Here is a 13,213-nt window from a genome sequence, read left to right as displayed (position 1 = left end):
GACATGCTGAGCGTCGATTCCATTGATCTGCACTACGGCGCCGCCCAGGCGCTGCGCCGGGTCTCGCTCGAGGCTGCGCCCGGCAAGGTTACCTGCGTGCTCGGCCGCAATGGCGTCGGCAAGACCTCGCTGATGCGCGCCATCGTAGGCCGGCAACCGATCTCGGCCGGCCGCATCACCCTCGATGGCGAGGACATCTCGCGGCTCGAGCCCTACGAGCGCGCCCGGCGCGGCATCGCCTTCGTGCCCCAGGGGCGCGAGATCTTCCCGCTGCTCACCGTGCGCGAGAACCTGGAGACCGGCTTCGCGCCGCTGAAGCGCGCCGAGCGCTACGTGCCCGGCGAGATCTTCGACCTCTTCCCGGTGCTCAAGGACATGCTCGGCCGGCGCGGCGGCGACCTCTCCGGCGGCCAGCAGCAGCAGCTCGCCATCGCCCGCGCGCTCGTCACCCGCCCGAAGGTGCTGGTGCTCGACGAGCCGACGGAAGGCATCCAGCCCTCGATCATCAAGGACATCGGCCGCGCCATCGACTATCTTCGCAGCAAGGGCGAGATGGCGATCGTGCTCGTCGAGCAGTTCTTCGAATTCGCCCGCGACCTGTGCGATACCTTCGCCGTAATGGAACGTGGCCAGATCGTCCTCGCCGGCACGCGCGACACCATGGTGGAGGACGATGTCCGCCAACGCCTTGCGGTCTGACATGCGGCCCGACATCGACCAGGCCGCCACGGCTGCGGCCGCACCCGTGCCGAACGTGCCCGCTTTCGTGCGCGCGAGGGGCGGCGTGCGCGTCGCCTTTGCCACGGCAGGCGGGCGCACGCATCCGCTGACGGTGGCGGAGAGCGGCGGCTACCGCATCCGCTTCCCGCGCAACGCGCAGACGTGCGAAGGCACCATCATCAACACCGGCGGCGGCATGACCGGCGGCGACCTGATGCAGGTCGATGTCGCCCTGGCGCCCGGCGCGCAGGCCCTCCTCACCAGCCAGGCGGCCGAGAAGCTCTACAGGGCCGAGGCGGACCCCACGCGCATCGAGGTCGCGCTGCGGCTTGGCGCGGGCAGCACCCTCGCCTGGCTGCCGCAGGAGATGATCCTCTTCGACAGGGCGCGCCTCGTGCGCCGCCTCACCGTCGACATGGCGCCGGACGCCTCCCTCACCCTTGCCGAAAGCATCGTCTTTGGCCGTACTGCCATGGGCGAGGAGGTCGTCGAAGGGCAGCTCGACGACCGCTGGTCCATCCGCCGGGGCGGCCGGCTCGTTCTCGTGGAGGCGGTGCGGCTCGAGGGCGCCGTCGCCGCCCGCCTTGCGCGCCGGGCCGTTGGCGGTGGGGCACGGGCGCTCGCCACGATCGTCCATATCGCCCCAGATGCGGAGGCGCGGCTGGAGGACATGCGGGCGGCCCTCGCCGGCGGCGCGAGCGAATGCGGCGCGAGCGCCTGGAACGGCCTCGTCGTCGCCAGGCTGATCGGCTCCGACCCGGCGGCCCTGCGCGCCGACCTGGTGCGCACGATCGAAACTTTCCGCGGCCAACGGATGCCGCGCTACTGGTAGCTGGAGGAACGCGATGAACCTCACCCCGCGCGAGAAGGACAAGCTCCTGATCGCCATGGCGGCCATGGTCGCCCGCCGGCGTCTGGAACGCGGCGTCAAGCTGAACTACCCCGAGGCCGTCACCCTCATCACCGACTTCGTCGTGGAGGGCGCGCGCGACGGCCGCTCCGTCGCCGAGCTGATGGAGGCGGGCGCGCATGTGCTCACCCCAGACCAGGTGATGGACGGCGTCGCCGAAATGATCACCGAGGTGCAGGTTGAGGCGACCTTCCCGGACGGCACCAAGCTCGTCACCGTGCACAATCCCATCCGCGGCGCGACCGGCAAGCTCCAGCCCGGCGAGACGCTGCCCGCCCCCGGCGAGGTCACCCTCAACGAGGGCCGCGAGACCGTGACGCTCACCGTCTCCAACACTGGCGACCGGCCGATTCAGGTCGGCTCCCACTACCACTTCTATGAAACGAACCCTGCCCTGTCCTTCGACCGGGAAAAGGCCCGCGGCATGCGCCTCGACATTCCCGCCGGCACGGCCGTGCGCTTCGAGCCCGGCCAGACGCGCGAGGTGACGCTCGTCGCCCTCACCGGCGAGCGCAAGGTCTACGGCTTCCGCCAGCAGGTCATGGGCAAGCTCTGAGGGAGACACGAACGATGGCCTACAAGTTCTCCCGCGCGGCCTATGCCGACATGTTCGGCCCGACCACGGGCGACAAGGTGCGGCTCGCCGACACGGACCTCTTCATCGAGGTGGAGCGCGACTTCACCACCTATGGCGAGGAGGTGAAGTTCGGCGGCGGCAAGGTGATCCGCGACGGCATGGGCCAGAGCCAGGCCACGCGGGCGCAGGGCGCGGTCGACACCGTCATCACCAATGCGCTCATCGTCGACCACTGGGGCATCGTGAAGGCCGACGTGGGCCTGAAGAGCGGGAGGATCGCGGCCATCGGCAAGGCAGGCAACCCGGACATCCAGCCGAACGTGACCATCGTCATCGGCCCGGGCACCGAGGTCATTGCCGGCGAGGGCAAGATCCTCACCGCCGGCGGCTTCGATACCCACATCCACTTCATCTGCCCGCAGCAGGTGGAGGATGCGCTGATGTCCGGCATCACCTCCATGCTCGGCGGCGGCACCGGCCCGGCGACGGGCACCAACGCGACGACCTGCACGCCCGGCCCCTGGCATATCGAGCAGATGATCCGCGCCGCCGATGCGCTGCCGGTGAACCTCGCCTTCGCCGGCAAGGGCAATGCGGCCCAGCCGGGCGCGCTCGTCGAGCAGATCGAGGCCGGTGCCTGCGCCCTGAAGCTGCACGAGGACTGGGGCACCACGCCAGCGGCCATCGACTGCTGCCTGTCGGTGGCCGACGATTACGACGTCCAGGTGATGATCCACACGGACACGCTGAACGAGTCCGGCTTCGTCGAGGACACCATCGCCGCCTTCAAGGGTCGCACCATCCATGCCTTCCACACGGAAGGGGCCGGCGGCGGCCATGCGCCTGACATTATCAAGGTGGCCGGGCTGCCGAACGTGCTGCCCTCCTCCACCAATCCCACGCGCCCCTTCACGGTGAACACGCTCGACGAGCATCTCGACATGCTCATGGTGTGCCACCATCTCGACCCGTCAATCCCCGAGGATCTCGCCTTCGCCGAGAGCCGCATCCGCAAGGAGACCATCGCCGCCGAGGACATCCTGCACGACATCGGCGCGCTCTCGATGATGTCGTCCGACAGCCAGGCCATGGGCCGCGTCGGCGAGGTCATCACCCGCACGTGGCAGACGGCGCACAAGATGAAAGTGCAGCGCGGCCACCTGCCGGGCGAGAGCGGCAACGACAACCTGCGCGTCAAGCGTTACATCGCCAAGTACACCATCAACCCGGCCATCGCCCACGGCGTCTCGGCCCACATCGGCTCGGTCGAGGTCGGCAAGCTGGCGGACCTGGTGCTGTGGTCTCCCGCCTTCTTCGGCGTGAAACCGGACCTCGTCATCAAGGGCGGCGCCATCGTCGCCGCCGCCATGGGTGACCCCAACGCCTCCATCCCCACGCCGCAGCCGGTGCACTACCGCCGCATGTTCGGCGCCTACGGCAAGGCGCTGACGGAGACGAGCGTCACCTTCGTCTCGAAGGCCGCCCTCGACCGCGGCATCGACCATCGGCTTGGCGTGGAAAAGAAGCTGCTGCCCGTCGAAAACACCCGGTCCGGCATCTCCAAGGCTTCGCTCATCCACAACGGCGCGACGCCCGACATCCGCGTGGACCCCGAGACCTATGCCGTGACGGCCGACGGGGAACTGCTGGTGTGCGAGCCAGCGAAGGTGCTGCCCATGGCGCAGCGGTACTTCCTGTTCTGATCGAGGCATGCCGACATGGGCGTTTCCTGCTACTTAACGCGGCACATGCCCGACTGAACTGGAGAACGTCATGCTCCGTGCCGCTTCCGTCGTCCGCCGCCCGGCCGTGAAGGCCGAGCGCGTCGTCGACACCGTCACCCTCGCCCACGATGACCGCCACCGCCGGCGCGTGACCCTCACCGCCGACGGCGGCCTCTCCTTCCTGCTCGACCTCGAGAAGGCGACCGTGCTCGACGACGGCGACGCCCTGAAGCTCGAGGACGGGCGGCTCGTCGTCGTACGCGCCGCGCCGGAAAAGCTCCTCGAGATCCGTGCGGAGAGCCCGGTCCGCCTGCTCAGGGTTGCCTGGCACATCGGCAACCGCCACACCCCGGCCGAGATCACCGCGGATGCCATCTACATCGCCGAAGACCATGTGCTCGCGGAGATGGTGCGCGGCCTCGGCTGTTCTGCCACGCCGGTGGAACGCCCCTTCCGCCCCGAACGCGGCGCCTACGATCACGGCGGGCACCATCATCATGGCCACGGGCACGCCCACGACCACGGCCATGCGCACGGCCATGCCCATGACCATGCGCATGACCATCACCACCACGATCATGGGCACTGCGGATGCGGCCAAGAGCATCACGACCACCCGCATCACGACCACCCGCATCACGACCACCACGGACACGACCACGGCCCCCACGATCATGGGCACGACCACCGGTGAGGCGGCGCCGGCCGGCGCTTCGCCCCTGCTGACCCTCATGACTTGGCTGTCGCCGGCCTTCCCAGTCGGCGCCTTCGCCTACAGCCACGGGCTCGAATGGGCGGCCGAGGCGGGCGACGTCCGGGATGCGGCGAGCCTGGAGGAATGGCTCGCCGACGTTCTCGCCCACGGCGCAGGCCGCAACGACGCCATCCTGCTCGCGGTCACCCACCGCGCCGTGACGACGGCAGACGGCACCGCCCTTGCCGGCGCGGCGGAACTGGCGCTCGCCCTCGCCACGAGCCGAGAGCGCCTGCTCGAGACCGTCACGCAGGGCAACGCCTTCGTGCTGACGGTCCGCAAGACATGGCCGACGCCCGCCTTGGACCTGCTGAGGGAAACGTGGGCGGGCGACGTGGCCTACGCGGTCGCGCTCGGCGTCGCCGCGGCCGGCCACGGCCTGCCGCTCGTCCAGACGCTCGAGGCCTTTCTCGCCGCCTTCGCCGCCAATCTCGTCTCCGCCGCCGTGCGCCTCGGCGTCGTCGGCCAGACGGACGGACAGGCGGTCACCGCGGCGCTCCTGCCGCATTGCCGCCGGATCGCGGCAGAGGCCGCCACGGCGGAGCTCGACGATATCGGCGGTGCCGCCTTTCGCAGCGATCTCGCGTCGCTCAGGCACGAAACGCAGTATACGCGCCTGTTCCGCTCGTGAACGGGCAGACACCAGGAGAAAGCCCCATGCCCTCCCCCAACGGTCCCCTGCGCGTCGGCATCGGCGGTCCCGTCGGCTCCGGCAAGACGGCGCTGATGGAGGCGCTGTGCAAGCGCCTCGCCAGCACCTACGACCTCTGCGCCATCACCAACGACATCTACACGAAGGAGGACGCCGAGATCCTGACGCGCGCCGGCGCCCTGCCGGCCGAGCGCATCATGGGCGTGGAAACGGGCGGCTGCCCACACACTGCCATCCGGGAGGATGCTTCCATCAATCTCGCCGCCGTGGAAGAGATGATGCGCCGGTTCCCGAAGCTCGACCTCGTGCTCATCGAATCGGGCGGCGACAATCTCGCCGCGACCTTCTCGCCCGAGCTCGCCGACCTCACCATCTACGTCATCGACGTCTCGGGCGGCGAGAAGATCCCGCGCAAGGGCGGGCCAGGCATCACGCGCTCCGACCTTCTCGTCATCAACAAGATCGACCTTGCGCCCCACGTCGGCGCCAGCCTCGAGGTGATGGAGCGGGACACGAAGCTCATGCGCCCCTCGCGTCCCTACGTCTTCACCAACATCCGCAGCGGTGAAGGCGTCGATGCCGTGGTGCGCTTCATCGTGGAGGCCGGCGGGTTGAAATCGGCCGCCTGACTGGCCCGACATTTGCTCCGCATCCGGCGACAGCGTAACCGAAGAGGCCATCCATGCCGAACAGAATTGCCCGCCTTGCCACCCTCGGCGTCCTTGCCCTCTCCGCTTCCCCCGCCCTCGCCCACACCGGCGCGGGCGCGGCCGTGAGCTTCATGGACGGGTTCGGCCATCCGCTCGGCGGGCTCGACCATGTCCTCGCCATGGTCTGCGTCGGCCTGTGGGCCGGCTTTACGGGCGGGCGCGCCACATGGGCCTATCCGCTCGCCTTCATCGCCTTCATGGCCGTCGGCGGCCTGCTCGGCATCGCCGACATCGGCCTGCCCGCCGTGGAGACCGGCATCGCCCTCTCGGTCGTGGTGCTGGGGGCGGCGCTCGCCTTCGGCCTTAAGCTGCCTGCCGCGTTGGGGGCAGCGCTCGTCGCCGCCTTTGCGGTCTTCCACGGCCACGCGCACGGGGCGGAGATGGCGGCCGGGGCCAACGCTGCCGGCTATGCCGCCGGCTTCATGGTCGCCACGGGCCTGCTGCACGGCCTCGGCATCGCGCTCTCGCCCCGCGCCCTGCCGCGCCTGCCGGTCGTGGCGGCCCGCGCCGCCGGCGGCGCCGTGGCGCTCGCCGGCATCAGCCTGCTCGTTCTCTAGGCAGATGCCCGCTCGGGCGGCAGCGCGTCAGGCGCGCGGGCGCCCCTCCACCGGGTAGGCCGGATCAATGTACTGCGGAATGGCCGTCGTGCCGGGGCGAACCACGGCATCGACGGCCGCCTCGTCTTCCGCATCGAGCGTCAGGTCAAGCGCAGCGAGATAGGCCTGCCACTGCTCCATGGTGCGCGGCCCGGCGATGACGCCCGTCATCAGGGGATTGGCCAGCACCCAGGCGGCGGCGAAGGCGCCCATGTCGTATCCCCGCCGGTCGCAATGGGCCTTGAGCCGCGCCGCGGCCTCGAGGTTGGCGGGGTGAAACTCCGTCTCGTTGATGCGCTTGTCGCCGCTCGCAGCGCGGCTGCCCTCGGGGGCAGGAACGCCGGGCGCGTACTTTCCGGTGAGCACGCCGCGCGCGAGCGGGCTGTAGGCGACGGTGCCGATACCCAGCGCCGCGCAGGCCGGGAGAAGCTCGACCTCCGCCGGCCGATAAAGCGCGTGGTAGTAGAGCTGGCACACCACCGGCCGGTCGATGCCGATCTCGTCGCAAAGCGCGGCGATGCGCGCCACGCGCCAGGCACGGTGGTTCGACACGCCGAAATAGCGCACCTTGCCGGCGCGGATCAGATCCGCCATCGCCCGCACGGTCTCCTCGAGCGGCGTCTCGTTGTCTTCCTTGTGCAGGTACTGGATGTCGATGGCATCGACGCCGAGCCGCCGCAGCGAATCCTCCGTCGCCTGCACGATCCAGCGGCGGGAGAGGCCGCGCCGGTTGGGCCCCTCGCCCATCGGATTGGCGACCTTCGTGGCGAGCACCCAGTCGAACCGGTGCGCCCGGATGGCGCGGCCGACAATCTCCTCCGACCGGCCATCATTGTACACATCCGCCGTGTCGATGAAGTTGACGCCCGCCTCGCGCGCATGGGCGATGATGCGGGCCGCCTCCGCCTCGTCGGTGCGCCCACCGAACATCATGGTGCCGAGCACGAGGCGCGAAACAGTCAGGCCCGAACGGCCGAGCCGCCGCATGGGCATCGTCTGGGTCACAGTATCTTCCCTCCCGGAATTGGCCGGACAGTCGCCAGTCACGGCAGCTCAACATGCCCGCAGCCCGGGAACAAGCCCCGCGCAGCCGCCGAACCTTACAGAACGATCGTGTCAGCTATGTCGGCCTCGCAGAGCACGAGCCCGGGAAAGAAGCCCCTGTCGAGGAAAGGCTGGCGGTCCGCTTCCTTCGCGACGAACACGGCCGTGCGGGCAGTGTCCGCCGGCTGCAGGCCCGCTTCGTCGGTCAGTACCGCGATGTCTTCCCGCAGGCCGAGCTCCCGCAGCATCTTCTCGAGCGCATCGGGATTGCTGAAACCCTTGAGAAGCAGCTTCTCCACCTCCGCAGCGCCGGACACGAGCAGTGCAAGCGACTGGACGGCAGCCGGCACCGCCAACGTTTGGCGGTACTGCTGCACCATAGGATGCTCGCCGAAGCCCGCATAGACGAGGCGGGAGCAGATCTCGTAGGCCCTGAGATAATCCTTCCGGTTCACCCACATGCGCATCGCAACCGACATGCGCGTGGCGGTGAACTGCTGGATCTGCTTGTCGAAGAGGGCCCGGCGCTCCGGCGTCAAGCGGACCACGCCGCGCCGTGCGCCGAAGTTGAGGTAGTACTCCAGCCCGCCGCGGTAGCGATCCCAGGCCGTCATCGCCTCCTCGTGCCCCGCCTGGGTGCGGTCGCGGCCGGCGGCCGACTGCATGACGGCACGATAGAATGGTTTCCGCAGAAACGCCACGGAACTCTTTGCCAGAAGATGCGCCAGGGTGGCGAAGAACACGAAGGCAAAATGCCGGTCCTGCCAGGCCGAACGCAGCACCGACGACCGGAAGACGGCGACCTCAGGAAACACATGCCGCTCGATGAGGAAGCTGAAGACCTGCTCGAAGGCATCCTTGGCGAACTTCAGATCGCTTGGATTCTCGTAGAAGAGGCCGGTGTCCATGCCCTCGACCTCGTTATGCAGGTACCAGGGCGCGTAACAGACCCCCACGTCGGGATGGGCGTCGAGGTAGTTGACGGCGTTCACGAGGCCGTCGATGACGAGACTGTCGTCGTCGGCGTGATACATGCTGTACACGCCCCGCGCGTGCCGGAACGCGCTGTCGATGTTGCGCACGCCGCCGCAGTTCTCGCGCTGGCGAAAGTAGCGGATAGGCAATCCCTTGGCCGTGAAGTGCTCCACGACAGCGCGGGTGTCGTCCTGCGAGGCATTGTCGGACACCACGATCTCGTAGGGAAAGGGGATCTCGTAATGGTCCGCGAAATTTGCCAGCGCCTTCTCGAGATGCCGCGCGCGGTTGTAGGTCGGGATGCAGATGCTCAGCTTGATGTCACTCATCCGGCGTCTCTCGGTGGAAGTTCTGGCGCGGCGAAGCCCGCAGCTCGCCAATCAGCGCCTGTTCTACCCCGCCACCCTCGCCTGAGCCTGTCGCCCCGGCGCGCCTGAAGATGACGCCTGGCTGCCTGCCTAGCTGCCCTGATGCGGCTGGAACAGACGGCCGCGCTCGGCCCACAGCACCACGGCGAGGCAGGCGACACCGAGGCCGAGGTAGCCGCCGCACAGCGGGATCACCGAGCCATCGAAGGTGCGGCTGATGAGGGCCCCGAGGATCGCGCTCGCCACCGTGGCGTAGAAGCCGATGAAGGACGAGGCCGTACCCGCGATGTCGCCCAGCTCGTCCATGGCCATGGTGTTGAAGTTGGGCATCGTCAGGCTGAACAGGAAGTGGCTGACGGCGAGCAGGCCGACGAAGACGGAGAGCGGCGGCAGCCCGCCCTCGGCCACGGCGATGACGAGCAGAACGCCCGTCGACAGGCAGAAGCCGCAGAGAGCGGCATGGGACATGCGGCGCATGCCGAAACGGCCGACGAGCCGCGAATTGAGATAAGACGCCACGCCCTGCGTGATGCCGAGCAGGCCGAAGACGATCGGGAAGCCGACCGGACCGAGGCGGTAGCCGTCCGTCTCGAAGATCTGCGCCGCAAGGCCGATGTAGATCATGATGCAGCCCTGCATCAGCATGATCGCGGTCGAGTAGCCGAAGGACATGCGCGAGGCGACGATGCGACGTACATCGGCGACCAGCGGTCTGACGGCGGGCGGCTTGCGGTAGGCTGGATTGAGGCTCTCCGGCATGCGCAGCCCGAACCAGGTGAACATGATCACCGCCATGACGAACATGGCGACGATGATCATGTGCCACTCGCTCGCCACCAGAATGGCGCTGCCGATGGCCGGCGCGACAATCGGCACTGTGATGAACAGCATCATGACGAGCGACATGACCCGCGCCATGTCGCGGCCGGAATAGCGGTCGCGCACCAGCGTCACCACCAGCACACGCGCCGCGGCCGCCCCCGTGCCCTGCACGAAGCGGGCGACGAGCAGCATGTGGAAGCCGTCCGCCAGCAACGCGAGCCCGGTGCCGACGACATAGATGGCAAGGCCTGCCATCAGCGTCGGCCGGCGGCCGACGACATCCGCCACCGGGCCGAAGACGAGCTGCATGATGCCGAAGCCCGCCATGTAGGCATAGACGACAAGCTGCAGGTCGTTGCCGTCGACGACGCCGAACTCCGCCTGGATGTGGCTGAAGGCCGGCAGGATGCTGTCGATGGAAAAGGCCGCTATGCTCATCAGCAGCGCGACAAGCGCCACGAACTCGAAGAACGGCGGGTATGCCGGCGCGAAGGGTTCGCCACCGGTCTGGGGCTGTGCTGACAAGTCGGCTCGCATGACAAATCCGTCGCATGCCTGCTGCAGGCAGGTGCGGCAATCGTTGTGTAGGCCCCTTCTACCCGTGATCGTCCTGCAGGGGCAAGGAAGTCCACGGCCTAGCTGACGGCGGGCGCATGCGCAATGCGCGGGTCTCTCGCTTTCCCTCTGTCAGGGAATTGCGACGAGCGCATGGCGCCGCGGGGCGGCTCACGCAATCCACGGCGGGCGCGGAATGGCGAGATGCGCCTGCCGAAGCGCCTGCGACCAGCGATCGCGCAGGTCGCGGAAATAGGGTTCGTCCGGTTCGATGCGATAGGAGACGGCGGCCTTCAGCTCGTCCGTGCGGCAGGCAGCCACATCGACCGGCAGACCGACGCTCAGGTTGGAACGCAGGGTCGAGTCCATCGAGATGAGCGCCAGCTTCAGCGCATCGAGCAGCTCCACATCGTAGGAGATGGAGCGGTCGAGGATGGGCTTGCCATATTTGTGCTCGCCGATCTGGAAATAGGGTGTGTCCTGCGTCGCCTCGATGAAGTTGCCTGCCGCGTAGACCTGGAAGAGGCGCAGCCTGCGGCCCTTGATCTGGCCGCCGATGAGGAAGGTCACGTCAAAGGACATGCTCTGCTGCTGCAGCGCCGGTCCATAGGTGGCGTAGACTTGGCGGATGGCCTCGCCCACAAGCCCGGCCGCCTCGAACATGCTCTCGACGTCCATCAGCGTCCGGCGCGTGCCGGCCTCGCTCTCGATGCCCTCGGTGAGCAGGCTCATGACGGACTGGGAGATCGACAGGTTGCCGGCGGTGGCGAGCATCATCACGCGCTCGCCCGGCCTTTCCAGCACAGTGAGCTTGCGAAAGGTGGCGATGTTGTCGAGCCCGGCATTGGTGCGGGTGTCGCCCAGCATCACGAGCCCCTCACGCACCAGGATGCCGACACAATACGTCATGGCTACGCCCGCCCTTTCCTCGAGCCACTCGCCGCCGCAGGCACGACGGCGTCGTGGCGATAGACCGAAGCCGTCCGCCGAGGCAAGCCCGCGCCACGCACTCAGCTTTGGATCTGGCGTCGGGCGTGCTCCACACGCACGCTGACGTCCAGGCTCTCCTGCCCACCGCCATAGCGGCTGCCGAGGACCGGCGCCGCTCCGTGATAGTCGAGGGCCGCGGCGAGCCGCACGTAGGCTTCCGTCGGCGAGATGGCGTGCGCCGGGTCGAAGCCGACCCAGCCGAGCCCTTCCACATGGGCCTCCGCCCAGGCATGTCCCGCCTCCTGCAGCACGAGGCCGTCCTCGCGCAGCAGGTAGCCCGACACATAGCGGGCGGGCACGCCGAGAAAGCGTGCAGCGCTGATGAAGATGTGGGCGAAGTCCTGGCAGACCCCGTGGCCGAGGGCGAGCGCCGTGCCGGCCTTGGTCGCCGTGGTCGTTGCCCCCGTGTCGAAGGCCATGCGGGCGTGGATCTTGCCCGACAGGTCGTGCAGGCCGGCGATGGGGTCCCGCCCCAACGTCTCGCGCACCTCGCCGGCAAGGGCGAGGATGGCATCGTCCGGCTCGGTGAGCGGCGTGGTGCGGAGGAAGAGACCGGGCGGAAAGCGCTCCACCGTGCCGCGCACGATGCCAGCCGTGTCCTGCGTCTCGACCTCGCCCTCAACCGTCACCGAGAAGGACTGGATCGGCCCCTCCAGCGTGAAGGAATGGGTGATGTTGCCGAGCGCATCCTCCCCCGCTTTCAGCCGGCACTGGGCATCGACGCCGATGCGCCACTGGCACACGTGCTGCCCCTCGTGGCTGCGCGGCGTCAGGCGCAGAAGCTGGATGGCCGACTTGGCAGGCGGGGAGTAGTCGTAGCGGGTGGTGTGGGAGACGCGGATACGCATGAGCCACCTCAGCTCAGATATTGCTCGGCAATGGCCGCGCCGAGCTCGTTGTTCTGGACAAGGAAGCTCTCGACGAACTCGTGCAGGCCCGACTGGAAGATGGTCTCGATCGAGGTGTTGCTGAGACGCATGTGGATGCTGCGCGCAAGGCGCTGGCTGTTGCCCTGCCAGCCGTAGGCAGCGGACAGCTCGTCGAGGTAACCGTTGATGCTGCGGTAGCAGGCGGCGAGCGAGCGCGGCATGTCCTCCTTGAGGATGAGCAGGTCCGCCACGAGCCACGGCTTCACGCTGTCGCGATAGACCCAGCGATAGCTCGTCAGCGCCGAGACAGAGCGCAGGATGGAGGCCCACTGGTAATAGTCGAGCCCGCCGCCGACGCGCGCATGGTCGGGCAGCAGCACGTGATACTTCACGTCGAGGATGCGGGCCGTGTTGTCCGCCCGCTCGATGCAAAGGCCGAGGCAGGTGAACCAGAAGGCGTCGGTGCGCAGCATGGTACGGTGGGCCGAGCCGTCGAAGCGCAGGGCCGCCTCCTTGGCGAAGGCGAGGAAGCGCGGCAGGTCGGCCAGCGAGACGCCGCGGTCAGCCCACCCCTGCATGGTCAGGTAGCTGTCGTTGATCGCCTCCCACATCTCGACGGTCAGCGCCGTGCGCTCGGCCCGGGCATTGGCGCGCGCTGTCTCGAGGCAGCGCCGGATGCTGGAGGGATTGTCCGGCGAGATGGCGAGGAAGTGGACGACATCCTCCGGCGTCGCCTTGCCGTGGGCCGCGGCGAAAGCCTCGGTGCAGCCCGCCGTGGCGAGCGCGGACTCCCACTCGCTCGTCAGCCCGCCATAGGCGGTGGGCAGCGAGGACAGACGATAGGCGGCGTCGAGAATGCGCGCGACGCTGTCCGCCCGCTCCATGTAGCGGGCCATCCAGAAGAGATTGTCGGCCGTGCGGGAAAGAAGCGTCATCGGTTGCTCGCC

At 68.5% G+C, this 13,213-nt stretch carries 14 protein-coding genes; 8 read left to right on the top strand and 6 right to left on the bottom strand.

Annotated elements, in window-relative coordinates:
• The first annotated feature begins 3 nt into the window (after positions 1-3).
• The 8 genes from urtE (at position 4) to HNQ73_RS16725 (ending at position 6,604) form a co-directional block, all read left to right on the top strand.
• Positions 4-699: an urea ABC transporter ATP-binding subunit UrtE gene (gene urtE, locus HNQ73_RS16760; RefSeq protein ID WP_183336367.1), complete on the top strand. Its 696-nt coding sequence runs from the start codon at positions 4-6 to the stop codon at positions 697-699.
• Entirely contained in the window at positions 674-1,552 is an 879-nt protein-coding gene (locus HNQ73_RS16755; protein WP_183336365.1) for an urease accessory protein UreD, read from the top strand. The genes urtE and HNQ73_RS16755 overlap by 26 nt, the downstream gene beginning before the upstream one ends.
• A 13-nt stretch (positions 1,553-1,565) precedes the next feature.
• Positions 1,566-2,186: an urease subunit gamma gene (locus tag HNQ73_RS16750; protein ID WP_183336364.1), complete on the top strand. Its 621-nt coding sequence runs from the start codon at positions 1,566-1,568 to the stop codon at positions 2,184-2,186.
• A 14-nt stretch (positions 2,187-2,200) separates the two neighbouring features.
• A complete protein-coding gene (gene ureC / locus HNQ73_RS16745) occupies positions 2,201-3,910 on the top strand; it encodes an urease subunit alpha (RefSeq protein WP_183336361.1) in 1,710 nt (569 codons plus the stop codon).
• A 70-nt stretch (positions 3,911-3,980) separates the two neighbouring features.
• Positions 3,981-4,625: an urease accessory protein UreE gene (locus HNQ73_RS16740; protein ID WP_183336359.1), complete on the top strand. Its 645-nt coding sequence runs from the start codon at positions 3,981-3,983 to the stop codon at positions 4,623-4,625.
• Entirely contained in the window at positions 4,510-5,316 is an 807-nt protein-coding gene (locus HNQ73_RS16735; protein WP_183336396.1) for an urease accessory protein UreF, read from the top strand. Before HNQ73_RS16740 ends, HNQ73_RS16735 begins: the two co-directional genes overlap by 116 nt.
• Positions 5,317-5,342: 26 nt before the next feature.
• Complete coding sequence (ureG, locus tag HNQ73_RS16730; protein ID WP_183336356.1) at positions 5,343-5,966, top strand: urease accessory protein UreG; 624 nt, start codon at positions 5,343-5,345, stop codon at positions 5,964-5,966.
• Positions 5,967-6,019: 53 nt separating this feature from the next.
• A complete protein-coding gene (locus tag HNQ73_RS16725) occupies positions 6,020-6,604 on the top strand; it encodes a HupE/UreJ family protein (protein WP_183336354.1) in 585 nt (194 codons plus the stop codon).
• Positions 6,605-6,631: 27 nt separating this feature from the next.
• Here the strand turns inward: HNQ73_RS16725 and HNQ73_RS16720 are convergent, their stop codons facing one another.
• From HNQ73_RS16720 to HNQ73_RS16695, 6 genes are all read right to left on the bottom strand, one after another.
• Entirely contained in the window at positions 6,632-7,636 is a 1,005-nt protein-coding gene (locus HNQ73_RS16720; RefSeq protein WP_183336395.1) for an aldo/keto reductase, read from the bottom strand.
• A gap of 107 nt (positions 7,637-7,743) precedes the next feature.
• Positions 7,744-8,991, bottom strand: a complete 1,248-nt coding sequence (locus HNQ73_RS16715; protein ID WP_183336352.1) for a glycosyltransferase family 2 protein — start codon at positions 8,989-8,991, stop codon at positions 7,744-7,746.
• A gap of 129 nt (positions 8,992-9,120) precedes the next feature.
• Complete coding sequence (locus tag HNQ73_RS16710; protein WP_306415747.1) at positions 9,121-10,377, bottom strand: multidrug effflux MFS transporter; 1,257 nt, start codon at positions 10,375-10,377, stop codon at positions 9,121-9,123.
• 201 nt (positions 10,378-10,578) lie between these two features.
• Positions 10,579-11,316: a proteasome-type protease gene (locus HNQ73_RS16705; RefSeq protein ID WP_183336348.1), complete on the bottom strand. Its 738-nt coding sequence runs from the start codon at positions 11,314-11,316 to the stop codon at positions 10,579-10,581.
• Positions 11,317-11,417: 101 nt separating this feature from the next.
• On the bottom strand, positions 11,418-12,245 hold the full coding sequence (locus tag HNQ73_RS16700; RefSeq protein WP_183336346.1) for a transglutaminase family protein: 828 nt from the start codon (positions 12,243-12,245) through the stop codon (positions 11,418-11,420).
• An 8-nt stretch (positions 12,246-12,253) separates the two neighbouring features.
• A complete protein-coding gene (locus tag HNQ73_RS16695; protein ID WP_183336344.1) occupies positions 12,254-13,201 on the bottom strand; it encodes an alpha-E domain-containing protein in 948 nt (315 codons plus the stop codon).
• Positions 13,202-13,213 lie beyond the last annotated feature (12 nt).

Source organism: Chelatococcus composti, assembly GCF_014201415.1.
Classification (GTDB): Bacteria; Pseudomonadota; Alphaproteobacteria; order Rhizobiales; family Beijerinckiaceae; genus Chelatococcus_A; species Chelatococcus_A composti.
This window is presented reverse-complemented; position numbering and strand designations above follow the sequence as displayed.

Excerpts from the sequence above, each read along its gene's own strand:
- urtE (WP_183336367.1), top strand. The coding sequence starts at position 4 with ATGCTGAGCGTCGATTCCATTGATCTGCACTACGGCGCCGCCCAGGCG.
- HNQ73_RS16755 (WP_183336365.1), top strand. The coding sequence starts at position 674 with ATGTCCGCCAACGCCTTGCGGTCTGACATGCGGCCCGACATCGACCAG.
- HNQ73_RS16750 (WP_183336364.1), top strand. The coding sequence starts at position 1,566 with ATGAACCTCACCCCGCGCGAGAAGGACAAGCTCCTGATCGCCATGGCG.
- ureC (WP_183336361.1), top strand. The coding sequence starts at position 2,201 with ATGGCCTACAAGTTCTCCCGCGCGGCCTATGCCGACATGTTCGGCCCG.
- HNQ73_RS16740 (WP_183336359.1), top strand. The coding sequence starts at position 3,981 with ATGCTCCGTGCCGCTTCCGTCGTCCGCCGCCCGGCCGTGAAGGCCGAG.
- HNQ73_RS16735 (WP_183336396.1), top strand. The coding sequence starts at position 4,510 with ATGGGCACTGCGGATGCGGCCAAGAGCATCACGACCACCCGCATCACG.
- ureG (WP_183336356.1), top strand. The coding sequence starts at position 5,343 with ATGCCCTCCCCCAACGGTCCCCTGCGCGTCGGCATCGGCGGTCCCGTC.
- HNQ73_RS16725 (WP_183336354.1), top strand. The coding sequence starts at position 6,020 with ATGCCGAACAGAATTGCCCGCCTTGCCACCCTCGGCGTCCTTGCCCTC.
- HNQ73_RS16720 (WP_183336395.1), bottom strand. The coding sequence starts at position 7,636 with ATGCCCATGCGGCGGCTCGGCCGTTCGGGCCTGACTGTTTCGCGCCTC.
- HNQ73_RS16715 (WP_183336352.1), bottom strand. The coding sequence starts at position 8,991 with ATGAGTGACATCAAGCTGAGCATCTGCATCCCGACCTACAACCGCGCG.
- HNQ73_RS16705 (WP_183336348.1), bottom strand. The coding sequence starts at position 11,316 with ATGACGTATTGTGTCGGCATCCTGGTGCGTGAGGGGCTCGTGATGCTG.
- HNQ73_RS16700 (WP_183336346.1), bottom strand. The coding sequence starts at position 12,245 with ATGCGTATCCGCGTCTCCCACACCACCCGCTACGACTACTCCCCGCCT.
- HNQ73_RS16695 (WP_183336344.1), bottom strand. The coding sequence starts at position 13,201 with ATGACGCTTCTTTCCCGCACGGCCGACAATCTCTTCTGGATGGCCCGC.